The following is a 24,258-nucleotide window of genomic DNA, read 5'->3' as shown; positions in this document are numbered from 1 at the left end:
GGCACACGACCGTCAGGACGGGCAGACCGCGAAGGGCAGCTGCCGCTCGCGGGTGAGCCGCCCCGCGACGGCGGGGTCGGGCATCTCGTAGCCGATGCGGCCACCGATCGGGTCGGCCACGCCCGAGGAGAAGCCCAGGCCCAGCTCGGGCTCGGTGGCGGGCAGGTTGCCGGCCAGCCGCATCCGCTCGAAGGCGTCGTCGCGACCGCTCCCCAGCCGCACCGTCGCCAGCTCACCGCCGAGCGTCACGGAGAACATCTCGAGCGGCTCGAGGGCCGCCAGGTCGTCGGCGGGCACCGCCGCGAGGGTGGCGGGATCGGCTCCGAAGGCCTGGTCGAAGTCGAGGCAGTCGCGCTCGACGTACGTCGCGTTGGCCGCCGCAGGCCCCACCAGGGCGACGATCTCCCCGGAGGTCGCCCAGCTGGACTCGGGGTCGTCGGTCGTGCCGACCGTGACGAGGCGCAGCACGGCGTCGACATCGGCTCCGGCCAGCGGACCGACGCCGTCCTCCACCGCACGCTGGACCCCCGCCATCGGGAGGTCGTCGCGCAGCGCCAGCACGAAGCCGTCGCCCGCCGGGCCGGTGAAGGAGGCCTCCCAGCTCACGTCGTCGCGGGTGAAGCCGTAGTCGGCCTCCAGCTCGGCGTCCACCGGGGCCAACAGGCCCTCCGACAGCAGCGGCGCCTGCGCAGCGGCGCGCCGCCAGAAGCGCTCCCGTGCGGGCGCCGGGTCCTGGCCGGTCAGCAGCGAGGCACCCAGCAGCAGCCGCACCTGGTCGAAGTCGGTCACCGAGAGCGAGGTCGCCTCCTCCGGCACCAGGGCGAGGACGGCCGAGGCAGCCTCCAGCTCGGGGTCGTACGTCGGCGGGTCGGCGTCGACGACCTCCTCCAGCGGGGGCGCCAGCGTGCGTGCGGAGCGGTCGGCGCTGCACCCGCTCGTCAGCGACGTCGCCGTCACCGCCGCCGTCAGCAGCACGGCTGCACCCCATGACCTCACCGGAGCAGTTTGCCACCACCGCGCCGTCGCCGCAGACTCCTGCGGCAACCGTGGTCCACCCGTCGGGCCGCGACCCTCGCTAGGGTCGTCGACCATGAGCCAGCCGCACCGCGCCGCCCGGCTCGAGCGTCACGTCCACGACGCTGTGGAGCAGCAGCTGGGCTCACGGGGCTGGACCCCGCGCGTGGTGCCGTTCACCGGCTACGGATCGACCGGGGCAGGAGAGACCGGCTGGGTCCGGGTCCTGGCCCGGGTGCTGCTGGCGCCCCCCGGCACGCCGCGTGCCGCGCGGACCGACGGGCGCGGCTGGCGACGCTTCGTGTCCACGTCCGCCGCCGACGTGCCTGTGACGATCGAGGTCGCCGGCCGCACGCACACCGTCACCAGCGGGACGGATGGCTACGTCGACGTGCGTCTCGACGCCGACCTGGCCCCGGGCTGGACGACGGTGGCGCTGCGCGTGGACGACGCCGATCCGGTCGACGCTCCCGTGCGCGTCGTCGGCCCCGACACCACCCTCGGCCTGCTCAGCGACCTCGACGACACCGTGATCGTCACGATGCTCCCGCGGCCGCTGCTGGCCTTCCGCAACGCGTTCCTGGTCCGTGAGGACGAGCGCCGGGCCGTCCCCGGCATGGCCGAGCTCTACGACGAGGTGGTGGCCGGCAGTACCGACGTCTTCGTCGTCTACCTCTCGACGGGGGCGTGGAACACCGCGCGACCGATGACGGCGTTCCTCGACCGCCACGGCTATCCGGCCGGTCCGCTGCTGATGACCGACTGGGGGCCGACCAGCGACGGCTGGTTCCGCTCGGGGCAAGACCACAAGCGCAGCACCCTGCGCCGGCTCTTGGAGGAGCTGCCGCAGCTGCAGTGGCTGCTCGTCGGTGACGACGGGCAGCACGACCCGACGCTCTACGCCGAGGCGGTCGCGGCCCACCCCGACCGGGTCGTCGGCGTGGCGATCCGCGAGCTGAGCCTGACCGAGCAGCTGGCCCAGGTCACGGCGCCGGCTCCCGGCCCGGACCAGGCCCACCCGTCCGCCGGGATCACCGTCCGCGCGGCTGACGGGCACGGGCTCGCACGGGCACTGCGCGATCGCGGGATCCTGCCCGGCCCGGCCTGAGGAATCCCCGAGGTCGAGCCGGTCGCTCCGCAAGATCAGGCAGCGACGTGGCCGCTGTCGTCGTCAGAGTCGTCGTCGTCCTCGCCACCGTCGTCGTCGCAGACGTCGCTGGCGTCGTCGTCCTCGTCCTCGTCGTCGACCGAGTCGTCGTCGGAGTCCTCGGAGCCGTCCGGGACGCCGTCGTCGTCGGAGTCGGAGTCGTGGGACGAGGTGTGGTGCTCGTTCTCGTCCTCGTCGTCGACACCGTCGTCGTCGCTGTCGTCGTCGTCCGCGAGGCAGGGCTCGCTCGCGTCGTCCTCGTCCTCGTTGTCGGTGCCGTCGTGGTCGCCGTCCTCGTCGCCGTCGCGCACCCCGTCGTCGTCGGAGTCGCGGTCGTCGGGGATCGTGCTCGAGCTGTGGTCGTCGACCTCGTCGCCGTCGTCCATGCCGTCGTCGTCGGAGTCCTCGTCGGAGGGGTCGAGGTGGCGGCGGAACTCCGCGATGTTGCGCAGGCCGTCGTGGTCGTGGTCGCGACGCGCGTCGGGCACACCGGGCTTGAGCCCGTGGACGCGCTCCCACCGGTTGGGCATGCCGTCACCGTCCCGGTCCGAGGACGAGGAGCCGGCGGTGGCCGGGGACATGCTGAGGAGTCCGGCCGTGGCGATCACGGCGACGGACGCGGTGATCCGCGCGGCCGGCGTGCGGGTGAAGGTGAACATGGGAGGTCCTTTCGGGAGTGGAGGCCTCATCGTGTGGTCACCCGCCCGAAGGTCGTCTCAACCGACCCTCAAATCCAGGTCAACGCCCCCGATCCCCTCAGTCGAGCAGCTCCCCGAGGTGCTGGGTCATCCCGCTGCCGCGGCTCTCCGGGGTGTTCCACAAGAGCTGACGGTCCTGCGTGGGGCCGCTGGTGGTCCACGACGACACCTCCTCGCTGATCCGCAGGAAGCGTCCGGACTCGAGGTCGTAGGCATAGGTGCTCTCGCCGCCGTTCTCGTACGACGTCACGGTCGGCCATCGCGACGAGCGAGGTCAGCCGCCGCAGGTCGCGCCCAGGGGCAGCCGGAGCGTCACGCCCGTCCCGGCACTCAGAACCGTGCGTCGTGCGGGTGGTCGTGGAGGGTGGAGCCTAGGGGACTCGAACCCCTAACCCCCTGCTTGCAAAGCAGGTGCGCTACCAATTGCGCCAAGGCCCCGCGGTGCCGGCCACGACGTGCGCGGTCGGCGGTGGTGGTGCTGGGAGTCAGACCTTGGCGACCGGGTCGGTGGCCTCGGCCCACAGGGCCTGTTCGGCCTTGCCCTCGGAGATCTTCTTGCGGGCCACGACGGCGCCGGCGGCGGCGAGCGCGACCAGGAGGATCTTCTTCATGCTGACTCCCTTGTGGTGCGGTGTCCCCGGCTCGGCCGGGGCGCCCCCGGAGGGGCTCCACGGGCCATGAGAGATCCCGCGTGAGTGGGCCTAACAGGACTTGAACCTGTGACCTCTTCCTTATCAGGGAAGCGCTCTAACCGTCTGAGCTATAGGCCCTCATGGCGACTGCCAGCCGCGAACATTACCCCACCGAGAACGGCGCCCACAAAACGGGATCGGTCAGCGGTCAGTTGTCCTCGGACAGCGTGACCTCGATGCCACCGAGCAGGGCGGCGGCCATGTTGTAGAGGAACGCGCCGAGGGTGGCGATCGCGGTCAGCAGGATGACGTCGACGGCGGCCACGAGCATCGTGAAGCCGAGCACGCGCGAGGTGCCGACGTAGTTCTCGACATCGAGGTTGGCCGTCTCCGGGCCGCCGATGCTCTCCTGGATCGTCTGGTTGATGGAGTCCCAGACGCCGGCGGCACCGAGCACCGACCAGACCATCAGCACCGACACGACCGTGACGATGCCGAAGGCGATGGAGAGCAGGAAGGCGGTCTTCATGACCGACCACGGGTCGATCCGCGTCAGGCGCAGCCGGGCCCGGCGCGGAGGCTTAGCCCCGGCAGCCGCCTTGCTGGCCTTCGTCTTCGACTCGGGCTCGGCGTTGGCGACGTGCTCGTCACGCGCCGAGCTGAGCTTGGCCTGGATCCGCTCCGTCAGGGGAGGGCGTACGGCGGTCTCGTCGGCGCCGCGGTCGGCTGCCGGCTTGCTCTGCGGCTTCCCGCTCGGCTTGGCGCCGGGCTTGGTCGCAGCGGTCGTCGCACGCTGGGCGGACGGCTGGGCGGAACGCTCCGTCATCAGCTGTCAGTCTCCCCTGTGTCGTCGGATTCGTCGGTGTCCACCGGGGCGGACTCATCGATTGTGACATCCGGAGCCTGATCCGACGACTCTGAAGCCGTCGGGACGACAGCCGACTCCCCCTCGACGGCACCCTCGGCCTCGGCCTCCTCGTCGACCTTCGACTCGACCGAGCGCGCCACGACCACGACGGAGTCACCGGACTTGGGCGACACGAACTTCACGCCCTGGGTCGAGCGACCGGTCGGTCGGAAGTGCTCGTTGATGGGACTGCGCACGACCTGGCCACCCTGGGTGATCGCCAGGACCTCGTCGCCCTCCTCCACGATGAAGGCTCCCACCAGGCCGCCTCGGTCCTCGTTGGCGAGCGCCATCGCGCGCACCCCGAGCCCGCCGCGGTTGGTGGTGCGGTATTCACTGATGCGGCTGCGCTTGGCGAAGCCACCGTCGGTGATCGTGAAGACGTACTGCACGTTGTCGTCGGACTCCTCCGCCGCTGCCTGGGCCGCGCGGATCACCGACATGGAGAGCACCGAGTCGTCCTCGTTGCGGAACTTCATGCCCGAGACGCCGGACGTGGCTCGCCCCATCGGGCGCAGCTGGGAGTCCTCGGCGCGGAAGCGGATCGCGGAGCCCTTGCGGGAGACCAGCAGGATGTCGTCCTCGGAGCTGACCAGCTCGGCACCGATGAGCTCGTCGTCGTCCTCGCGGAAGTTGATCGCGATGACGCCGGCCTGGCGCGGGCTGTTGTAGTCACCCAGGCGGGTCTTCTTGACCAGTCCGTTGCGGGTGGCGAGCACGAGGTAGGGCGCCTGCTCGTAGTCGCGGATCGCCAACACCTGCGCGATCGACTCGTCGGGCTGGAAGCTCAGCAGCCCGGCGACGTGGCCACCCTTGGCGTCACGCTGCGCCTCGGGCAGGTTGTAGGCCTTGGTGCGGTAGACACGACCGGCGGTGGTGAAGAAGAGCAGCCAGTGGTGGTTGGTCGTGGAGATGAAGTGCTCCACGACGTCGTCGCCTCGCAGGGTCGCGCCGCGCACGCCCTTGCCGCCGCGCTTCTGGGTGCGGTACTGGTGGCGCTGGGTCCGCTTGGCGTAGCCACCGCGGGTGATCGAGACGACCAGCTCCTCGTCGGGGATCAGGTCCTCCATGGAGAGGTCCCCGTCGGCCGCGATGATCTGGGTGCGCCGGTCGTCGCCGTACTTGTCGACGATCTCACCGAGCTCGTCGATGACGATCTGCCGCTGGCGCTCCTCCTTGGCGAGGATGTCCTCGAGGTCGGCGATGGTGCGCTCGATCTCGGCCAGGTCGTCGATGATCTTCTGCCGCTGCAGCGCGGCCAGACGGCGCAGCTGCAGGTTGAGGATCGCCATCGCCTGGATCTCGTCGATGTCGAGCAGCTCGATCAGGCCGTCGCGCGCGTCCTCGACCTCGGGGGAGCGGCGGATGAGGGCGATGACCTCGTCGAGCGCGTCGAGCGCCTTGACGAGACCGCGCAGGACGTGGGCCTGGCGCTCGGCCTCCGCGAGGCGGAAGCGGGTGCGTCGCTGGATGACCTCGATCTGGTGGGCGACCCAGTTGGAGATGAACTGGTCGATCGACAGCGTGCGCGGCACGCCGTCGACCAGCGCGAGCATGTTGGCGCTGAAGTTGGTCTGCAGCTCCGTGTGCTTGAGCAGGTTGTTGAGCACGACGCGGGCGACGGCGTCGCGCTTGAGCACGACGACCAGGCGCTGACCGGTGCGGCCCGAGGAGTCGTCGCGCACGTCGGAGATGCCCTGGACCTTGCCGGAGTCGGCGAGCTCGGCGATCTTGAGCGCGAGGTTGTCCGGGTTGACCATGTAGGGCAGCTCGGTGATCGAGAGGATCGTGCGCCCGCGGGCGTCCTCGTCGACCTCGATGACCGCGCGCTGGGTGATCGAGCCGCGACCGGTGCGGTAGGCCTGCTCGATGCCCTCGTGGCCCACGATCATCGCGCCGTTGGGGAAGTCGGGTCCCTTGACCCGCTCGAGGAGCGCGTCGAGCAGCTCCTCGCGGGTGGCGTCGGGGTGCTCGAGGGCCCAGCGTGCGCCGGCGGCGATCTCGCGCAGGTTGTGCGGCGGGATGTTGGTGGCCATGCCGACCGCGATGCCGGCCGAGCCGTTGACCAGGAGGTTGGGGTAGCGGGCCGGGAGGACGACCGGCTCCTGCGAGCGACCGTCGTAGTTGGGCTGGAAGTCGACGGTGTCCTCGGTGATGTCGCGGACCATCTCGAGGGCCAGCGGCGCCATCCGGCACTCGGTGTAACGCATGGCGGCGGCGGAGTCGTTGCCCGGCGAGCCGAAGTTGCCCTGACCGTTGACCAGCGGCGCCCGCATCACCCACGGCTGCGCGAGGCGCACCAGGGTGTCGTAGATCGCGGTGTCGCCGTGGGGGTGGTACTGACCCATGACGTCACCGACGACACGGCTGCACTTGGAGAAGCCGCGGTCGGGGCGGTAGCCGCCGTCGTACATCGCGTAGAGCACGCGGCGGTGCACCGGCTTGAGACCATCGCGTACGTCGGGCAGCGCGCGGCCGACGATGACGGCCATCGCGTAGTCGATGTAGGCGCGCTGCATGGAGGTCTGCAGCTCGATCGGCTCGATGCGTCCGCCGGGGCCGGGGCCCTCGGGGGGAGTGGTCGTGCCGCCGGTGGGGGTCTCAGTCACGTGTCTTCGTCTCTCTGGTCGGTTCTACTCGAATCTAGGAACGGTGCTAGAGACCTAGATATCGAGGAATCGAACGTCCTTGGCGTTGCGCTGGATGAAGGAACGGCGCTGCTCGACGTCCTCGCCCATGAGGATCGAGAAGATCTCGTCGGCCTGGGCGGCGTCGTCGAGGGTCACCTGGAGCATCAGGCGCTGCTCGGGGTTCATCGTGGTCTCCCACAGCTCCTCGGCGTTCATCTCACCGAGACCCTTGTAGCGCTGGACGGCGTTCTCCTTGGGGAGCTTGCGGCCCTGGGCGAGACCGTCCTTCATCATCAGGTCGCGCTCGGCGTCGGAGTAGACGAACTCGTGCTCGGCCGGCTTGTTCCACCGAAGCCGGTAGAGCGGGGGCTGGGCCATGTAGACGTAGCCGTGCTCGATGAGCGGCTTCATGAAGCGGAACAGCAGGGTGAGCAGCAGCGTGTTGATGTGGTGGCCGTCGACGTCGGCGTCGGCCATCAGCACGACCTTGTGGTAGCGCAGCTTCTCGAGGCTGAACTCCTCGTGGATGCCGGTGCCGAGCGCGGAGATGATCGCCTGGACCTCGGTGTTGGCCAGCACCTTGTCGATGCGGGCCTTCTCGACGTTGAGGATCTTGCCGCGGATCGGCAGGATCGCCTGGACCCGCGGGTCGCGTCCCTGACGGGCCGAGCCACCGGCCGAGTCGCCCTCGACGATGAAGACCTCGCACTCGGCTGGGTTGGTCGACTGGCAGTCCGACAGCTTGCCGGGCAGGCCGCCGCCACCGAGCAGGCCCTTGCGCGAGCGCGCGAGGTCGCGCGCCTTGCGGGCCGCGATCCGGGCCGAGGCCGCGGCCTGGGACTTGCGCACGATGTCGCGGCCCTCGGCGGGATTCTGCTCGAGCCAGGCGCCGAGCTGGTCGTTGACCAGGCGCTGCACGAAGCCCTTGGCCTCGGTGTTGCCGAGCTTGGTCTTGGTCTGGCCCTCGAACTGCGGCTCGCCGAGCTTGATCGAGATGATGGCGGTGAGGCCCTCACGGATGTCGTCGCCCGAGACGCGGTCCTCGCGCTTCTTGATCAGGCCCCACTCCTCGCCCCAGTGGTTGACCAGGGAGGTGAGCGCCGAGCGGAAGCCCTCCTCGTGGGTGCCGCCCTCGTGGGTGTTGATCGTGTTGGCGAAGGTGTGCACCGACTCGGTGAAGGTGGTGTTCCACTGCATGGCCACTTCGAGGCTCATGTGGTTCTCGACCGAGGCCGGGGTCTCGGCCTCGAAGGAGATGACCGTCGGGTTGGCCTTGTCCTTGCGGCGGTTGAGGTGCTCGACGTAGTCGACCAGGCCGCGGTCGTACTTGAAGACCTGGACGAGCCCGCCGCCCTCCGCCTTCTTCATGGCGTCGTGGCCGGCGGAGTCGACGTCGGCCTCGATCGTGCCGTCGTGGACGGCGTCGACGAGGTCGTCGGCCGCGGGGCGCTCGTCGCGCACGACGATCTCGAGGCCCTTGTTGAGGAAGGCCATCTCGCGGATCCGGTTGGTGATCGTCTCGAGCGTGTAGCTCGTCGTCTCGAAGATCTCGGGGGAGGCGTAGTAGGTGATGGTCGTGCCGGTGCGCTCACCGGGCTCCATCGGCCGCACCTGCTCCAGCGGGCCGTCGGGCACGCCGATGCTGAAGGTCTGGCGCCACTCGTGGCCGCGGTTGCGGACCTCGGCGATGACCTTCGTGGAGAGCGCGTTGACGACCGAGATGCCGACGCCGTGCAGACCACCGGAGACCTTGTAGCCGCCGCCGCCGAACTTGCCGCCCGCGTGGAGCATGGTCAGCGCCATCGTGAGCGCCGGCATCTCCTGGCCGGGCGCGGTGTCGGTGGGGATGCCGCGGCCGTTGTCCTCGACGCGGATGCCGCCGTCGGCCATCAGGGTCAGCACGATGCGGTCGCAGTGACCGGCCAGCGACTCGTCGACGGAGTTGTCGACGACCTCCCAGATCAGGTGGTGCAGGCCGCGCTCACCGGTGGAGCCGATGTACATGCCGGGGCGCTTGCGGACCGCCTCGAGGCCCTCGAGGACCTGGATCGCCGAGGCGTCGTAGTCGCCGCTGACGTTGGAGTACTGAGGTGCGTCGGGATCGACGGTGACGTCGGCAGGTGCCTCGGGGGCGACCTCGGTCGGGACCTCGTCGGGAGCGGCGTTCTCGTCGGACACGCAAGGACCTCTTCACACGTTGAGTTGACACACATGAGGTCGCTCGACCTGGGATGACCCAGTCATGGCGACCAACGCCCATGATAGCCGTTAAACGGCCGTCTTCCCCGTGTGTCACCCAGCAGATGGGGGATCTGTGGATGAAATATGCCCCTGAGCGTCCCGTAGCGGCCGTTCCGAGCCCCTCGCAGGGGCCCCGACAGGTCCCCATACGTCGGCGAGGCCCGCAGATCGTCTGAGCGGACCGCGGGGGCTCAGCCGTAGGTGTCGCGGGGACCCCGTCCGTCGCGGGTCGTGCGCCGGCCCTTCTTCCAGCTCGGCAGGTGCGGGCCCTGGACGTCGATCACGGTCACCGTGCCGTGGCCGAGCTCCTCGTTGAGACGTCGTACGACGGTCGGGGCGAGGAGGGTGAGCTGGGTCGCCCAGGCGGTGGAGTCGGTGCGGACGACGAGCTTGCCGTCGGTGAAGGTCTCCGGCGAGCAGTGGGCAGCGACCTCGTCGCCGACCAGCTCGGCCCAGCGGGCGAAGACCCCGCGCATGCGCAGGTCCAGCTCCCACCCGCGCTCACCGATCAGTCGCGCCATCGTGGAGTCGAGCAGCTGCGGGTCGCGGTCGTCGGGGTGGGATCCGCTGACGCGGTTGCCGGTCACCGCCCGACGCTCACCGGTGAACGGGCGGCGCCGCTTGGCGCGTGAGGTGGACCCGGCCGCGGCGCGGGTCAGTGCGCGGGCCAGGTCGAGTCCGTCGTCGGCGTGCGGCGCGGCCGGTGCTGCCGGCTCGGGGAGCCCTGAGGGGTCTGCGGGGTCCGCGGCCTCGTCGTCAGGCACGCGTCACCTCCCCTCCTGCCACGGCGTAGCGGACGCCCGCCAGCACCGCCGGCACGTCGTCGGCCACCGCGGCGGTGACCAGCACCTGCTCGGCACCGGCGACCAGCTCGGCGAGCTGGGCGCGTCGTTCGGTGTCGAGCTCGGCGAAGACGTCGTCCAGGATCAGGATCGGGTCGTCGCCGTCGGAGCGCAACAGGTCGTAGGACGCCAGCCGCAGCGCGAGCGCGAACGACCAGGACTCACCGTGCGAGGCATAGCCCTTGACCGGCAGCCGCAGGCCCCCGGCCTCGGGGGCCGCACCGAGGGTGAGGAGCAGCTCGTCGCGGTGGGGCCCGACCAGCGAGATGCCGCGGTCCAGCTCGTCGCCACGCCGGCGCTCCAGCTCCACGTGGAACGCCTCGGCCAGCGCGGCGGGGTCGTGCTCGCCCAGCTCGAAGGAGGGGCGGTAGTCGATCAGGGCGTCCTCCCGTGAGGCACCGCGGGCGACGGTGGCATAGGCCTTGCCGACGTACGGCGCCAGCGCCTCGACCAGCGCGAGCCGCTGGCTCAGCAGCTCGCTGCCGGCGTGGACCAGGTGGGAGTCCCAGGCGCTGAGCGTGGAGAGTGCCGACTCCTGGCTCGAGGAGCCGCGTCTCGCGGCACCGGCGGTCTTGAGCAGCGAGTTGCGCTGACGCAGGATCCGGTCGTAGTCGGCGCGCACCCCTGCCAGGCGCGGGGTGCGGAGCAAGAGCAGGTCGTCGAGGAACTTGCGACGGTCCGACGGATCGCCCTTGACCAGGGTGAGGTCCTCGGGGGAGAAGACGACCGTGCGCACCAGCCCGACCAGGTCACGCGACTTGGCCAGCGGCGACTTGTTGACGCGCGCCCGGTTGGCCTTGCCGGGGTTGAGCTCGACCTCGAGCACGGCCGTGCGACCGTCGCGGACGACCGCGGCGCGCACGATCGCCTGGTCGCAGCCGGCCCTCACCAGGGGTGCGTCGGTCGCGACCCGGTGCGAGGCGAGCCGCGAGAGGTAGTCGATCGCCTCGACGAGGTTGGTCTTGCCCTGCCCGTTGCGACCGATGAACGCCGTCACGCCGGCCTCGAGCGGGACGTCGGCGCTCGCGTAGGAGCGGAAGTTGTGCAGCGTCAGGTGGGAGACGTACAACGCGGCTCCGTGCCTAGCCGGGGTTGGCGTCGCCGCCGGGCGGCGGGGGAGTGTGCACGGCGTGGCCGCCGAACTGGTTGCGCATCGCGGCGACGGCCTTCATCGCCGGGCTGTCGTCCTGGCGCGACTGGAACCGCGCGAAGAGCGAGGCGGCGATGACGTTCATCGGGACCGCGTTGTCGATCGCGGCCTCCACGGTCCAGCGGCCCTCGCCCGAGTCGTCGGCGTAGCCGCGGATCTTGTCGAGATGGGTGTCGTCCTCGATCGCCGCGACGAGCAGGTCGAGCAGCCACGAGCGGATGACGGTGCCCTCGCGCCACGAGGAGAAGACCTCCGGGACGTTGTCGACGACGTCGACCGCCTCGAGGAGCTCCCAGCCCTCGGCATAGGCCTGCATGACGGCGTACTCGATGCCGTTGTGGACCATCTTGGAGAAGTGGCCCGCGCCCGGCTGCTGCCCGGCGTGCACGAAGCCGGACTCACCCTCGGGACGCAGCGCGTCGAAGGCCGGTTGGACCTTGGCGACGTCCTCAGTGGCGCCGCCGCACATCAGGGCGTAGCCATTCTGCAGGCCCCACACACCGCCGGAGACACCGCAGTCGACGAAGCCGATGCCCTTCTCGGCCAGCAGGTCGGCGTGGATCTTGTCGTCGGTCCAGCGCGAGTTGCCGCCGTCGACGACCAGGTCGCCCTCGCCGAGCAGGTCGGCGAGCGCCGTGATCGTGTCGTGGGTCGGAGCGCCGGCCGGCACCATCACCCAGACCACCTTGGGGGAGGGGAGCTGCTCGACGAGCTCCTCGAGGCTGTCGGTGTCGGAGACGTCGGGGTTGCGGTCGTAGCCGATGACGGTCACGCCGCCGTTGCGCATCCGGGTGCGCATGTTGCCGCCCATCTTGCCGAGTCCGACGAGTCCGATGTGCATGCGGGTCCTCCGGGGATGGGGGCTGCGGCGACTGGGTGGCCGTGACGACGGGGCGCGGGTGACGCGTGCTGCGGACGGGTCCTAGGAGAGCAGGCGGCGGGGCATGAGGAGGTAGCGGAAGCCGCTGTCCTCGGCACCGTCGGTGACCGCGCCGCTGAGCACGACCGGCTTGGACGCCTGGGTGAACGCCATCTCGACGACCGGCTCGTCGATGGCCTGGAGGCCGTCGAGGAGGAACTGCGGGTTGAAGCCGGTGGTGATGTCCTCGCCCTCGATCTGCGCCTCGATCGACTCCGAGGCCTGGGCCTCGTCGCCGGACCCGGCGTCGAGCGTGAGCACGCCGTCGCTGAACGCGAGCTGCACCGCGGTGTTGCGCTCGGCCACGAGGGAGACCCGCTTGACCGACTCGATCAGCGCGGCCTTGTCGACCTTGGCGACGGTGAGCTTGTCGGCGGGGAACAGGCTGCGGACCTTGGGGAACTCGCCGTCCAGGAGCCGCGTCGTCGTGCGGCGCAAGCCGCCGGGTGCGTTGCCCTCGAAGCCGATGATGCCCTCGCCGGAGCCGCTGGCGGAGAGCGCGATCGTGACCTCGCTGCCGGCGGTGAGCGACTTGGCGGTGTCGCCGAGGACCTTGGCGGGGACGAGCGCGGCGAGGGACTCGTCGGGCGACATCGGGTCCCAGCCGAGCTCACGGTGGGAGAGGCGGAAGCGGTCGGTGGCCAGGAGGGAGATCGTCGAGCCGTCGATCTCGAGGCGCACGCCGGTGAGGACCGGGAGCATGTCGTCACGGCCGGCGGCGGTCACGGCCTGGGCGACGGCGTGGGAGAACACGTCGCTCTGGACGGTGCCGGTGGCCGTGGGCATCTGCGGGATCGTGGGGTAGTCCTCGACCGGCATCGTCTGCAGCGTGAACCGCGCCGATCCGCAGGTCAGCGTGACGCGCGAGCCGTCGATGGCCATCTCGACCGGCTTGCTCGGCAGGCTCTTGCAGATGTCGGCGAGGAGGCGACCGCTGACCAGCGCCCGACCCTCGTCCGCCACGTCGGCCTTGAGCGTGGCGCGCGCCGACGTCTCGTAGTCGAACGTCGAGAGCACCAGGCCGTCATCGGTCGCGTCGATGAGGAGTCCGGCCAGGACCGGGGCGCTGGGACGGACCGGAAGGCTGCGAGCAGCCCAGGCGACGGCGTCGGCGAGCGCGTCGCGGTCGACACGAAACTTCACGGTGGATCCTTCGGATGGGCGACGAGGTGCGTCGGAAGCACAGGAGTTCTTGGGATGCGCATCCTGCCACGCCCGCCCGACCGGCACGAGTCATCCCCAGGCAGGGGCCCAGCAGGATGTTCACGGAGGATCGATCCAGATAGAGGTCCGTAGTCGTCATAGCGTCGGTGGAAACTGTGGATGAGGTGGGTAAGCCCAGGTCAGCGCGGCGATTCGTGGTGCACAGGGGCTGTGGAGGACGGCGGGACAACTCGACGGCCGTGTGGAACCGGCCTCGGCCGTGCGGAGGGCCGCGTCGTCCATCCACAGATCCTCCCCGTGTAGTTCGGACGTCGAACCACATGTTGTGCACAGGCTCAGGCGACGGTGAGGGTGACCTCGATGTTGCCGCGGGTGGCGTTGGAGTAGGGGCACACCTGGTGGGCCTTGTCGACCAGGGCCTGGGCTGTGGCGGCGTCGAGAGCGGGCAGGGTCACCTCGAGCTGGACGGCGAGACCGAAGCCTCCGGAGTCGTTGGCACCGAGCGAGACGTCGGCCACGACCTCGGAGTCGGTGGTGTCGGCCTTCTCAGCGCCGGCGACGAGCTTGAGCGCGGAGTGGAAGCACGCGGCATAGCCCGCGGCGAAGAGCTGCTCGGGGTTGGTGGCGCCACCGGGCCCGCCGAGCTCAGTGGGGGTGCGGACATCGGTGTCGACGAGACCGTCGGTGGACTGGACGTGACCGTTGCGGCCGTCCCCGGTGGCGACGGCACTGGCGGTGTAGAGAGTCTTCATGGGCACGAACATATTGGACACAATCGAATCGTGCAACGTCTAGAGTGTCGCCATGCCGTCCGACCTGCCGCAGCTGGACCTCGAGGCCCAGCTCTGTTTCCCGCTCTACGCCGCGAGCCGCGCCCTGACCCGCCGCTACGCCCCTCTCCTGGCCGAGACGGGGCTGACCTACCCGCAGTACCTCTCGATGCTGGCGTTGTGGGAGGGCGACGAGCCGATGACGGTCGGGGAGCTGGGTCGACGGCTGAGGCTGGACTCGGGCACGTTGACCCCGGTGCTGAAGCGCCTGGAGCAGGCGGGCCACCTGGTGCGCCGGCGTGACCCCTCCGACGAGCGCCGGGTGCTGCTGGCGGTGACCGACGCCGGCTGGCGGCTGCGTCAGGAGGTGGCGGAGGTGCCGTCGCGGCTGCTGGCCGGGGTGGAGATGTCACCGACGGACGGCGCGGAGCTGCACCGGTTGCTCGGCGAGCTGATCACCGAGCTGGACCGTCTCGGTCCCGGCTGACCCGGGGTGCCTCGACGGGGGGTCAGGACTGGCGCGCCTGGAGCTTCACCCGGTTGGTGAGCTCGCTGACCTGGTTGAAGACGGCGCGTCGCTCCGCCAGCAGCTGGTTGATCTTGCGGTCGGCGTACATGACCGTGGTGTGGTCGCGGTTGCCGAACTGCGCGCCGATCTTGGGCAGGGACAGGGCGGTCAGCTCGCGGCAGAGGTACATCGCGATCTGTCGTGCCATGACCAGGTGCCGGCCGCGGCTGGGACCCGTGAGCTCCTCGATGGAAAGCCCGAAGTAGGCCGCGGTCTGGGCGATGATCAGCGGCGCGGTGATCTCGGGCTCGCCGCCCTCGGGGATCAGGTCCTTGAGGACGATCTCGGCCAGGGTCATGTCGACCTCCTGGCGGTTGAGGTTGGCGAAGGCCGTGACGCGGATGAGCGCACCCTCGAGCTCGCGGATGTTGGTCTGGATCTTGGAGGCGATGAACTCCAGCACGTCGGGCGGAGCGGTCAGCCGGTCCATCGCCGCCTTCTTGCGCAGGATGGCGATCCGCGTCTCGAGGTCGGGGGGCTGGACGTCGGTGATCAGGCCCCACTCGAAGCGGTTGCGCAGCCGGTCCTCGAGGGCCTCGAGACGCTTGGGAGCACGGTCGGAGGTGAGCACGATCTGCTTGTTGGCGTTGTGGAGGGTGTTGAACGTGTGGAAGAACTCCTCCTGGGTCTGGGTCTTGCCCTCCAGGAACTGGATGTCGTCGATCAGCAGCACGTCGACGTCGCGGTAGCGCCGCTTGAAGCGGTCCTGTCGGTCGTCGCGGATCGCGTTGATGAACTCGTTGGTGAACTCCTCGCTCGACACGTAGCGCACCTTGGCGCCGGTGTAGAGGCTCCGCACGTAGTGCCCGATGGCGTGCAGGAGGTGGGTCTTGCCCAGCCCGGAGTCGCCGTAGACGAGCAGGGGGTTGTAGGCCTTGCCCGGCGCCTCCGCCACCGCGACGGCGGCGGCGTGCGGGAAGCGGTTGGAGCTGCCGATGACGAAGGTCTCGAAGGTGTACTTCGGGTTGAGCCGTGTCTCCAGGGCGCTGCCCTTGGGCTGCTCGGTGGCTTCGGGGGCGAAGGTCGGGGACGGCGACGGAGCCGCGACCGGGGCAATTGTCGACATGTCGATGTCTCGACTAGTCGATGTTTCGTGGTGAGCGGGTGCCATCTGGCCCTCGTCGAGGCTGGCGTCGACGGTGACGGCGATCCGGATCTCGCGGGCGAAGCTCTCGGTGAGCGCGTCCTCCAGCTGCCCGCGCAACCGGCCCTCGAGCTGGACCCGGGTGAAGTCGTTGGGCACCGCGATGATCGCGGTGTTCTCGTGGAGGGTGACCGGCTTGCTCGCGCGCAGCCAGGCCCGCTGGTTGGGCTGGAGGTCGTTGACCACCTGGCGCCACGCCTGGTCGAGGTCGGACATCATCTGCTCCACGGATCCCGCCGCCTTCCTGTCGGGCTGTGTGCCCGAGTGCTGTGCCCCACCTCACCCGTGAGGCGCTGTCTCCACAAGTTTGTCCACAGGGTGTGAACCCGACTCCGTGTCTGTGGAGAGAGTCGGCCCGACCACGCTCGAAACTGTGGGATCGAGCGAGTCTTCGCAGGTCAGAGGGCCTTTGACGCACCGTGTGAGCGGGGTCACAAGGCCTGGATGACCGGGGAGAACCGGGGCTGCGGGGGCACCTCGGCGCCCCGAACCTAACCCGCCGCGACGAGCAGCGGCAAGCCTTCATCCACAGGCCTGGACAGCCGGTGTCCACGCCCTGGCACCTCGGACCGTGCACGGGTTTGACCCTGCGGAACGCCCACGCGTACCGTTAGCCGGTCGCCCGGTGTCGACAGGTGCCGCATGTCCACGGGAAAGTCACTCTCCGTGGGTGGGCGGTGCCAGCCGAACTGTCTCATCAAGAGCGAGGCCAGGCATCCCGATCTGCCGGCGTGACCCTTCCCGAATCAACCGAAAGAGACAAGCTCGTGAGCAAGCGTACGTACCAGCCGAACAACCGTCGTCGCCACAAGGTGCACGGGTTCCGCCTGCGCATGCGCACCCGCGCCGGTCGCGCCATCCTCTCGGAGCGCCGCCGCAAGGGCCGCAAGAGCCTGGCCGTCTGAGGGTTGCGTCCTCCGGCCGTGCTGGCCTGACGCGACTCCTGTCCCCGTGCTGCCCGCGGCCCATCGGCTGACCGACGCGGCGTCCTACCGTGCCGCCTCGCGCGCGGGCAGACGTGCGGGGTCGCGCACGCTGGTGGTGCACCTCGCCCCCGGCGAGGAGGGTGACCTCAGGGTCGGCTTCGTCGTCAGCAAGGCCGTCGGCAACGCCGTCATCCGCAATCGTGTGAAGCGCCGCCTGCGTCACCTGGTCCGGGACCGACTTACGTCGCTCCCGGACTCTGGCGCGCTCGTGGTGCGTGCCCTGCCGGCCGCTGCGGCCTCCGGCAGCGCGGAACTCGCCGACGACCTGGACCGTTGTCTCCATCGAGTCCTGGAGGCGCCTCGATGAAGTACGTCCTGATCGGACTGCTGCGTCTCTACCGCGCCGTGATCAGCCCGCTCTACGGGCAGGTGTGCCGCTACCACCCCTCCTGCTCGGCCTACGCCCTCGACGCCGTGCGCGCGCACGGCAGCCTGCGGGGCAGCTGGCTCGCCGTCCGCCGGCTCGGCCGCTGCCATCCCTGGGCGGCCGGCGGCTACGACCCCGTGCCACCCCGCCTCGCAGCGGGGACCTCGTCCTCTACGCCACACCAAGGAGCCTGATCCGTGGGATTCATCGGCGATATCGGCAGCTTCATCATGACGCCGCTCTACTACATCATCTCGGCGATCCTGATCGGCTTCCACAAGCTCTTCAGCACCTTCCTCGACCCGGCCGGCGGCCTGGCATGGGCGCTGTCGATCATCGGCCTTACCGTGGTCATCCGCACGGCCCTGATCCCGCTGTTCGTCAAGCAGATCAAGTCCAGCCGCAACATGCAGCTGATCCAGCCCAAGGTGAAGGAGCTGCAGAAGAAGTACGGCCACGACCGGGAGCGTCTCGCCCAGGAGACGATGAAGCTCTACAAGGACACGGGCACCAACCCGTTCTCCTCGTGCCTGCCGATCCTCCTGCAGATGCCGATCTTCTTCGCGCTCTTCCGGCTGCTGGACCAGGCGGCGAAGAACAACACCGCACACGGCTTCCTGACCGAGGACCTGGCCCGCAAGTTCGGTGAGGCGCAGATCTTCGGCGCCATCCCGATCTCCGACAGCTTCTGGGGTGCTCGCACCTGGGGCGGCAACCCCGACGCCAACGGCCTCGTGATGGTCGTTGCCCTGGTCCTGGTGCTGATGATGACGGCGACGACCTTCCTCACGCAGCGTCAGCTGATGAGCAAGAACATGCCGGCGGACGCGCTGAGCGGCCCTTATGCCCAGCAGCAGAAGATGCTCCTCTACATCCTGCCCGTGGCGTTCGGCCTCGGTGGCGTGGCCTTCCCGATCGGCGTCCTCCTCTACTGGACCACGTCGAACCTGTGGACGATGAGCCAGCAGTTCTACGTCATCCGCAACAACCCGGCGCCCGGCACGCCGGCCGAGGAGGCGAAGAAGGAGCGCGACAAGGCCAAGGCGCTCAAGAAGGGCATCCCCCTCGTCGAGGAGGTCGTGCCGGAGCCGGAGGCCGCTCCTCGCCCCGCGGCTCGCCAGCAGCCCAAGAAGCAGACCAAGTCCCAGCGCAAGCAGTCCGGTGGCAAGCCGTCCGGACGCCCCAACGACCAGAACAAGGGAGACAGCCGATGAGCGCGGACGTCGAGACCGAGAACGCCCCCGACACCGAGGTGCCGGTGACCGAGGAGTCGTCTGACGCGGAGGGCTCGCCGACGACGGGTCGGGCCGACCGGCTCAAGCAGCTCGAGCAGGAGGGCGACATCGCTGCCGACTACCTCGAGGAGCTCCTGGACATCGCTGACCTCGACGGTGACCTGGACATGGATGTCGACGGCGACCGCGCTGCGGTGTCGATCGTGGGCGCCGACCTGAGCCAGCTGATCGGTCACGACGGTGAGGTCCTGGAGGCGCTGCAGGAGCTGACGCGCCTCGCCGTCTTCCGCGAGACCGGCGACCGCTCGCGCCTGATGTTGGACATCTCCGGTTACCGCGCGCAGAAGCGTGAGGAGCTGGTGGCCCTCGCTGAGCGGTTGATCGCGCAGGTCAAGGAGTCGGGCGAGCAGGTCTCGTTGGACCCGATGAGCCCGTTCGAGCGCAAGGTCGTCCACGACACGGTGGCGTCGTCCGGCCTCACCTCCGAGTCGGAGGGCGCGGAGCCGCGTCGCTTCGTGGTGATCCTGCCTGCGTCATGAACGACGATGTTTCACGTGAAACGCCCTCCGCGCCCGAGGTGGCCCGGAGGGTGTTTCCGTCTGAGCGACTCCCGCTGGCGGAGCGGTTCGCCGAGCTCCTCGCAACCGAGGGCGTGCTGCGCGGACTGATCGGCCCGCGGGAGGCGCCGCGACTCTGGGACCGCCACCTGCTCAACTGCGCGGTCCTGGGCGAGCTGCTCCCCCAGGACGCCACGGTGTGCGACATCGGCTCAGGAGCGGGCCTCCCGGGGCTGGTCCTGGCGATCACTCGCCCCGACGTGCGCATCACCTTGGTGGAGCCGCTGCTGCGACGCACCACCTTCCTGGAGGAGGTCGTGGTGGAGCTGGGTCTCGACACCGTCGAAGTGGTCCGTGGGAGGGCGGAGGTCCTGCACGGACAGCGACGTTTCGATGTCGTGACGTCGCGGGCGGTCGCTCCCCTCGAGCGGCTCCTCGGGTGGTCGATGCCGTTGGTGGCGGCCGACGGGGCGCTGGTGGCCATGAAGGGCTCGTCGATCACCGACGAGATCGAGACCGCGCACGACGTCCTGGTCCAGGGTGGCTGCGGTGTCCCCGAGGTCATCGTGCTCGGCGAGGGGCTCCTGTCCTCCACCACGGTGGCCGTGCGGGTTCCGTGGCAGGACCCGACACGGGTATCTTGGCCGCTTGCCGTTTCTCACCCCGCGGGGCCGAAGAAGCGCCCCTCCCAGAATCGACGTAAGAAGAGGCGACCCGCGTGACCGAGGAGTTTTCCACCGGCACGAACCCCCCGTCTGAGCCTGACTCTCCACAGGTTGACCCAAGTTCTCCACAGGCTGGCCCTCCCAGCACGGCCGCCGATGTTTCACGTGAAACAGCGAAGCCGCCCTCACCGATCCCCTCACCGCTGAGCGCCTTCGGCGTCCGCACGGCCGGTGATGTCGCGTCGCTGGGTGAGCACTTCGACGACCCGGCGACACCGCTGGCGCGCGCGGCCCAGCACAGCATCCTGGCGCGTCAGGAGGCGCACGCACGCCCGGCGTTGCAGCGACCGAGCACCACCCGGGTCTTCGTGGTCGCCAACCAGAAGGGCGGGGTCGGCAAGACCACCTCGACCGTCAACGTGGCGGCCGGGCTGGCGCAGCTCGGCCAGCGGGTCCTCGTGGTCGACCTGGACCCCCAGGGGAACGCGTCGACGGCGCTGGCGGTCGAGCACCGACGCGGCGTGCCGTCGACGTACGACGCGCTCGTGGACGGTGTCCCCCTCGCCGACGTCGTCGCCCCCTGTCCCGACGTCCCGGGTCTGTGGGTCGTCCCGGCGACCATCGACCTCGCTGGCGCCGAGATCGAGCTCGTGAGCGTGGTGGCCCGCGAGGGACGCCTGAAGCGGGCGATCGACGGCCATCCGCTGGTCGGAAGCGCGGAGAAGGTCGGTGACGACCGCTTCGACTACGTGCTCATCGACTGCCCCCCGTCCCTGGGCCTGCTGACCCTCAACGCGCTCGTCGCGGGCGACGAGATGATGATCCCGATCCAGGCGGAGTACTACGCGCTCGAGGGCCTGGGCCAGCTGCTCGAGACCGTGGACATGGTGCGGGCGCACCTCAACCCGGACCTGGCGGTGTCGACGATCCTGGTCACCATGTTCGACGCCCGCACCCGTCTGGCGTCGGGCGTGGCCGCGGAGGTGCGCGAGCACTTCGGCGACCAGGTGCTCAAGACCTCGATCCCCCGCTCGGTGCGGGTGTCCGAGGCCCCGTCCTACGGGCAGACGGTCATGACCTACGACCCCGGGTCCCCGGGTGCGCTCAGCTATCTCGAAGCTGCCCGCGAGATCGCCACCAAGGGAGTCCGTGCGTGAACAGCAACCGCCCGCCGCAACGTCGAGGTCTCGGTCGGGGCCTGGGCTCGCTGATCCCGACCGCACCCTCGGAGCCGCCGCCGGCGGCACCCGCCGGCGAGGAGGGTGCGACAGCCGCTGCTGACCCAGCGGTCCCCCTGGCGTCACAGGCCCTGGCGCCGGTTCCCGGTGCGAGCACCGCGGTGGTGGCCGGTGCCTACTTCGCCGAGCTGCCGATCACGCAGATCCAGCCCAACGCCGTCCAGCCCCGCAGCGTCTTCGACGAGGAGGCCATGGCGGAGCTGGTGCACTCCATCGGCGAGGTGGGGCTCCTCCAGCCCATCGTCGTACGACGCACCGGCGAAGAGTCCTACGAGCTCGTCATGGGCGAGCGTCGGTGGCGCGCCTCGCAGCAGGCGGGCCTCGAGGCGATCCCGGCCATCGTGCGCGAGACCGACGACAACGACATGCTGCGCGACGCGCTGCTCGAGAACCTGCACCGCTCGCAGCTCAACCCGCTCGAGGAGGCGTCGGCCTACGCCCAGCTGCTCGAGGACTTCTCGTGCACCCACGAGGAGCTCGCCTCCCGGATCGGTCGGTCGCGGCCCCAGATCAGCAACACGCTGCGCCTGCTCAAGCTGAGCCCCGCCGTCCAGCGGCGGGTCGCCGCCGGAGTCCTGTCGGCCGGTCACGCCCGGTCCCTCCTCGCGGTCGAGGATGCCGACATCCAGGACCGGTTGGCCCAGCGGGTCGTCGCCGAGGGCATCAGCGTGCGTGGTCTCGAGGAGATCGTCGCGGTGGGCGACCTCAAGAGCGCCTCCCAGCGAAGCCAGCGCAACCGGCCGACGGCTCCGGGCCTGGCCGACCTGGCCGAGAGGCTCTCCGACCGGCTCGAGACCCGGGTCAAGGTGGACCTCGGTCAGCGCAAGGGCAAGATCACCGTGGAGTTCGCCTCGCTTGACGACCTTCGCCGGATCATCGACATCATGGACCCGCGCAACCGCAACGACAGGCCCATCTAGCGATTTGTGGCTTTGTCGACATAGAGCGGGATCGACATGTCGACATTAATGCTGCACCCCTCTGACCTGCGGCGATGTATCGCGCAGGACCTCACGAATGGCCGTTGAGCAACGTCGAGCGCCCTCGGCGATCCATCGGACGCCACCTCCCACGGCGAGACGCCACCTCCCACGGGGTGCTCACCGTGGGGAGTGGCGGTTCGTCGACATACCTTGATGGAGCGGCAGTCGGAGCCGGAGCGACGCCACCGCGACCGCACGCGCCGATGTTTCACGCGAAACATCCACCTGCGGATTGGTCACCAACCGCAGGCCCATGAGCCTGCGGCGCCTCGGCGAGCCAGCGGCGTCAGGACTTCTGGGAGCTCTTCGCTGCCCGCTTGGCGGCGCGCTTGGCCGCGCGCTCGCGCTTCTCCTCGGCGTCGAGCCGGGCGGCCTCCTCGAGCGTGGGCGCGGAGCCGCCGTGGCGAGCGGGGAGCCACCAGGAACCCGGTGGCTGCTCCTCGGCGGGATAGGCCGCGATGGTGTCGTCGAGCATCTGGGACATGACGCGGTGCAGCTCGGCGGTCTCGGCGACCGGGTCCTCGCCCGTGGGGTGCATCGGCTCACCGACCCGGATCGCGATCGTCTTGCCGCGGGAGAAGTCGCGGGGGTGGTCCTTGGTCATCATCCGCTGGGTGCCCCACAAGATGACGGGCACCAGCGGCACACCGGCTGCCGCGGCGATGCGCACGGCGCCGGACTTGAACTCCTTGAGCTCCAGGGCGCGCGAGATCGTCGCCTCGGGGAAGATCCCGACTGCCTCGCCCTGCTGGAGGTAGTCGATCGCGGTGCGGAACGACGCCAGCCCCTCGCCCCGATCGACCTCGATGTGGTGCAGCGAGCGCATCAGCGGCCCACCGAAGCGGTCGTCGAAGATCTCCTTCTTGGCCATGAAGCGCACCAGCCGCTTGGAGGGCTGGGTCGCCAGGCCGCCGTAGACGAAGTCGACGTAGCCGATGTGGTTGTAGGCCAGCAGCACACCCCCCTCGCGGGGGACGTGCTCCGTGCCGGTCATGACGAAGCGCTGCCCCAGGACCCGGAAGAGCGTCTTGGCCGTCACGATGATCGGCGGGTAGGTCAGGTCACGCATGGGGGCTCCTCGTTGAGCGCGGTCGGGCCGGACGTCGTACGACGAAGTCTGGTGCAGGTCAGCGTCGGGTGGCCAGGAAGTCGGCGATCCGACCGATGGCCTCCTCCAGCACGGCGACGTCGGGCAACGTGACCAGCCGGAAGTGGTCGGGCGTGGGCCAGTTGAAGCCGGTGCCGTGGGTGACGAGCAGCTTCTTGGCGCGCAGCAGGTCGATGACGAACTGCTGGTCGTCCTCGATCCGGTAGACCTCGGGGTCGAGGCGCGGGAAGCAGTAGAGCGCGCCTTGGGGCTTGACCGAGGAGACGCCCGGGATCTCGTTGAGGAGCCGGTGGGCCAGCATGCTCTGCTCGTAGAACCGGCCTCCCGGCACGATCAGCTCCTGGATCGACTGGTAGCCCCCGAGCGCGGTCTGGATGGCGTGCTGGGCGGGCACGTTGGCGCACATGCGCATGTTGGCCACGAGGGTCAGGCCCTCGAGGAAGTCCTGGGCGATCTCCTTGGGGCCGGAGATCATCACCCAGCCGGCGCGGTAGCCGCAGACCCGGTAGGCCTTGGAGAGGCCGCTGAAGGTCAGGCACAGCACGTCGTCGCCGGCGGCCTTGGCCGCGTGGTGGTGCACGGCGCCGTCGAAGAGGATCTTCTCGTAGATCTCGTCGGCGAAGACCACCAGCTGATGGCGACGGGCGATGTCCACGAGTCCCTCGACGACCTCGCGGCTGTAGACGGCACCGGTGGGGTTGTTGGGGTTGATGATGACGATGGCGTGGGTGTTCTCGGTGATCTTGGCCTCGATGTCGGCCAGGTCGGGGTTCCAGTCGTCGTCCTCGTCGCAGAGGTAGTGCACGGGCACGCCGCCGGCCAGGGTTACCGCCCCGGTCCACAGCGGGTAGTCGGGCGCCGGCACCAGGATCTCGTTGCCGTCGTCGACGAAGGCCTGCAGCACCATCGAGATCAGCTCGGACACGCCGTTGCCGATGAAGACGTCCTCGACCATGCAGTCCTTGAGGCCCTGCTGCTGGTAGAACTGCGAGACCGCGGTGCGGGCGGGGTAGATCCCCTGGGAGTCGCTGTAGCCCTGCGCGTCCGGCAGGTGGTGGATCATGTCGGCCAGGATCGCCTCGGGAGCCTCGAAGCCGAACGGCGCAGGATTGCCGATGTTGAGCTTGAGGATCCGGTGACCCTCCGCCTCGAGGCGCTGGGCCTCGACGAGGATGGGTCCGCGGACGTCGTAGCGGACGTTGTGGAGCTTGCGGCTCTGCCGGATGGGGCGCACGGGTGTCATCCTCTCAGGAGGGGACCCACGCCGACCGGCGGTCCCACCCGGGAGGAGGC

The 24,258-nt window shown here is 69.8% G+C and carries 25 protein-coding genes and 2 tRNA genes; 10 read left to right on the top strand and 17 right to left on the bottom strand.

From position 1 onward, the window contains the following. Positions 1 to 12 precede the first annotated feature (12 nt). Positions 13 to 996: a hypothetical protein gene (locus AAG827_RS05585; protein ID WP_341924855.1), complete on the bottom strand. Its 984-nt coding sequence runs from the start codon at positions 994 to 996 to the stop codon at positions 13 to 15. A gap of 94 nt (positions 997 to 1,090) precedes the next feature. Here AAG827_RS05585 and AAG827_RS05580 point away from each other — a divergent pair, with 94 nt between their 5' ends. Continuing rightward, positions 1,091 to 2,122 (top strand): phosphatase domain-containing protein, encoded by a 1,032-nt coding sequence (locus AAG827_RS05580; RefSeq protein ID WP_341924854.1) that lies wholly within the window; start codon positions 1,091 to 1,093, stop codon positions 2,120 to 2,122. Between the two features lie 35 nt (positions 2,123 to 2,157). Here the strand turns inward: AAG827_RS05580 and AAG827_RS05575 are convergent, their stop codons facing one another. The 13 genes from AAG827_RS05575 to AAG827_RS05515 all read right to left on the bottom strand — a co-directional run bounded on the left by AAG827_RS05575 (position 2,158) and on the right by AAG827_RS05515 (position 14,108). Continuing rightward, a complete protein-coding gene (locus AAG827_RS05575; protein WP_341924853.1) occupies positions 2,158 to 2,820 on the bottom strand; it encodes a hypothetical protein in 663 nt (220 codons plus the stop codon). A 97-nt stretch (positions 2,821 to 2,917) separates the two neighbouring features. After that, positions 2,918 to 3,109 (bottom strand): hypothetical protein, encoded by a 192-nt coding sequence (locus AAG827_RS05570; protein WP_341924851.1) that lies wholly within the window; start codon positions 3,107 to 3,109, stop codon positions 2,918 to 2,920. A gap of 115 nt (positions 3,110 to 3,224) precedes the next feature. Further along, positions 3,225 to 3,297: transfer RNA gene (locus tag AAG827_RS05565), tRNA-Ala, on the bottom strand. A 47-nt stretch (positions 3,298 to 3,344) separates the two neighbouring features. After that, positions 3,345 to 3,470, bottom strand: a complete 126-nt coding sequence (locus tag AAG827_RS05560) for a DLW-39 family protein (protein WP_341924850.1) — start codon at positions 3,468 to 3,470, stop codon at positions 3,345 to 3,347. Between the two features lie 85 nt (positions 3,471 to 3,555). Further along, positions 3,556 to 3,629, bottom strand: a tRNA-Ile gene (locus AAG827_RS05555). A 70-nt stretch (positions 3,630 to 3,699) separates the two neighbouring features. Then, complete coding sequence (locus tag AAG827_RS05550; RefSeq protein WP_341924849.1) at positions 3,700 to 4,317, bottom strand: DUF3566 domain-containing protein; 618 nt, start codon at positions 4,315 to 4,317, stop codon at positions 3,700 to 3,702. Then, entirely contained in the window at positions 4,317 to 7,007 is a 2,691-nt protein-coding gene (gene gyrA / locus AAG827_RS05545; protein WP_341924847.1) for a DNA gyrase subunit A, read from the bottom strand. Before gyrA ends, AAG827_RS05550 begins: the two co-directional genes overlap by 1 nt. Positions 7,008 to 7,061: 54 nt before the next feature. Beyond that, positions 7,062 to 9,206 carry a DNA topoisomerase (ATP-hydrolyzing) subunit B gene (gene gyrB / locus AAG827_RS05540; protein WP_341924846.1) on the bottom strand — a complete coding sequence of 715 codons (2,145 nt, stop codon included), beginning with the start codon at positions 9,204 to 9,206 and terminating at the stop codon, positions 7,062 to 7,064. A gap of 254 nt (positions 9,207 to 9,460) precedes the next feature. After that, on the bottom strand, positions 9,461 to 10,033 hold the full coding sequence (locus tag AAG827_RS05535) for a DciA family protein (RefSeq protein ID WP_341924845.1): 573 nt from the start codon (positions 10,031 to 10,033) through the stop codon (positions 9,461 to 9,463). Next, positions 10,026 to 11,180 (bottom strand): DNA replication/repair protein RecF, encoded by a 1,155-nt coding sequence (recF, locus tag AAG827_RS05530; RefSeq protein WP_341924843.1) that lies wholly within the window; start codon positions 11,178 to 11,180, stop codon positions 10,026 to 10,028. The genes AAG827_RS05535 and recF overlap by 8 nt, the downstream gene beginning before the upstream one ends. A 13-nt stretch (positions 11,181 to 11,193) precedes the next feature. Further along, entirely contained in the window at positions 11,194 to 12,102 is a 909-nt protein-coding gene (gene gnd / locus AAG827_RS05525; RefSeq protein ID WP_341924842.1) for a phosphogluconate dehydrogenase (NAD(+)-dependent, decarboxylating), read from the bottom strand. Between the two features lie 81 nt (positions 12,103 to 12,183). Next, positions 12,184 to 13,323: a DNA polymerase III subunit beta gene (gene dnaN / locus AAG827_RS05520; protein ID WP_309648815.1), complete on the bottom strand. Its 1,140-nt coding sequence runs from the start codon at positions 13,321 to 13,323 to the stop codon at positions 12,184 to 12,186. A gap of 356 nt (positions 13,324 to 13,679) precedes the next feature. After that, the gene (locus AAG827_RS05515; protein ID WP_341924840.1) at positions 13,680 to 14,108 is read right to left on the bottom strand and encodes an organic hydroperoxide resistance protein; all 429 of its coding nucleotides are present in this window, start codon (positions 14,106 to 14,108) and stop codon (positions 13,680 to 13,682) included. Positions 14,109 to 14,148: 40 nt separating this feature from the next. On the opposite strand from AAG827_RS05515, the gene AAG827_RS05510 reads away from it, so the two are divergent. Beyond that, entirely contained in the window at positions 14,149 to 14,601 is a 453-nt protein-coding gene (locus AAG827_RS05510) for a MarR family transcriptional regulator (RefSeq protein ID WP_341924839.1), read from the top strand. A 22-nt stretch (positions 14,602 to 14,623) separates the two neighbouring features. On the opposite strand, the gene dnaA is transcribed toward AAG827_RS05510, so the two are convergent. Beyond that, positions 14,624 to 16,045, bottom strand: a complete 1,422-nt coding sequence (gene dnaA, locus AAG827_RS05505; protein WP_341924900.1) for a chromosomal replication initiator protein DnaA — start codon at positions 16,043 to 16,045, stop codon at positions 14,624 to 14,626. 548 nt (positions 16,046 to 16,593) lie between these two features. Between dnaA and rpmH the strand changes: the two genes are divergently transcribed. From rpmH to AAG827_RS05465, 8 genes are all read left to right on the top strand, one after another. Further along, a complete protein-coding gene (rpmH, locus tag AAG827_RS05500) occupies positions 16,594 to 16,731 on the top strand; it encodes a 50S ribosomal protein L34 (RefSeq protein ID WP_091112357.1) in 138 nt (45 codons plus the stop codon). A gap of 46 nt (positions 16,732 to 16,777) precedes the next feature. Beyond that, complete coding sequence (gene rnpA / locus AAG827_RS05495) at positions 16,778 to 17,119, top strand: ribonuclease P protein component (RefSeq protein ID WP_341924838.1); 342 nt, start codon at positions 16,778 to 16,780, stop codon at positions 17,117 to 17,119. Further along, complete coding sequence (gene yidD / locus AAG827_RS05490) at positions 17,116 to 17,373, top strand: membrane protein insertion efficiency factor YidD (RefSeq protein ID WP_341924837.1); 258 nt, start codon at positions 17,116 to 17,118, stop codon at positions 17,371 to 17,373. The genes rnpA and yidD overlap by 4 nt, the downstream gene beginning before the upstream one ends. 3 nt (positions 17,374 to 17,376) lie before the next feature. Further along, positions 17,377 to 18,393 carry a membrane protein insertase YidC gene (gene yidC, locus AAG827_RS05485; RefSeq protein WP_341924836.1) on the top strand — a complete coding sequence of 339 codons (1,017 nt, stop codon included), beginning with the start codon at positions 17,377 to 17,379 and terminating at the stop codon, positions 18,391 to 18,393. Beyond that, entirely contained in the window at positions 18,390 to 18,953 is a 564-nt protein-coding gene (locus AAG827_RS05480; RefSeq protein ID WP_341924835.1) for a R3H domain-containing nucleic acid-binding protein, read from the top strand. Before yidC ends, AAG827_RS05480 begins: the two co-directional genes overlap by 4 nt. A 50-nt stretch (positions 18,954 to 19,003) precedes the next feature. Next, positions 19,004 to 19,693, top strand: coding sequence for a 16S rRNA (guanine(527)-N(7))-methyltransferase RsmG (rsmG, locus tag AAG827_RS05475; protein WP_341924834.1), 690 nt, complete (start codon positions 19,004 to 19,006; stop codon positions 19,691 to 19,693). A 281-nt stretch (positions 19,694 to 19,974) separates the two neighbouring features. Next, positions 19,975 to 20,793 (top strand): ParA family protein, encoded by an 819-nt coding sequence (locus AAG827_RS05470; RefSeq protein ID WP_341924833.1) that lies wholly within the window; start codon positions 19,975 to 19,977, stop codon positions 20,791 to 20,793. Further along, positions 20,790 to 21,794, top strand: a complete 1,005-nt coding sequence (locus AAG827_RS05465; protein ID WP_341924832.1) for a ParB/RepB/Spo0J family partition protein — start codon at positions 20,790 to 20,792, stop codon at positions 21,792 to 21,794. The genes AAG827_RS05470 and AAG827_RS05465 overlap by 4 nt, the downstream gene beginning before the upstream one ends. A gap of 349 nt (positions 21,795 to 22,143) precedes the next feature. On the opposite strand, the gene AAG827_RS05460 is transcribed toward AAG827_RS05465, so the two are convergent. Together AAG827_RS05460 and AAG827_RS05455 are read right to left on the bottom strand one after the other, a co-directional pair. Next, positions 22,144 to 22,926 carry a lysophospholipid acyltransferase family protein gene (locus AAG827_RS05460; protein WP_341924831.1) on the bottom strand — a complete coding sequence of 261 codons (783 nt, stop codon included), beginning with the start codon at positions 22,924 to 22,926 and terminating at the stop codon, positions 22,144 to 22,146. A 58-nt stretch (positions 22,927 to 22,984) separates the two neighbouring features. Continuing rightward, positions 22,985 to 24,208: a pyridoxal phosphate-dependent aminotransferase gene (locus tag AAG827_RS05455; protein WP_341924830.1), complete on the bottom strand. Its 1,224-nt coding sequence runs from the start codon at positions 24,206 to 24,208 to the stop codon at positions 22,985 to 22,987. Positions 24,209 to 24,258 lie beyond the last annotated feature (50 nt).

Origin of the sequence: Nocardioides psychrotolerans, from assembly GCF_943371775.1 — a bacterium.
GTDB lineage: Bacteria > Actinomycetota > Actinomycetes > Propionibacteriales > Nocardioidaceae > Nocardioides > Nocardioides psychrotolerans_A.
Note: the sequence above shows the minus strand (reverse complement) of the source record. Positions and strands in the feature narration are given on the sequence as shown.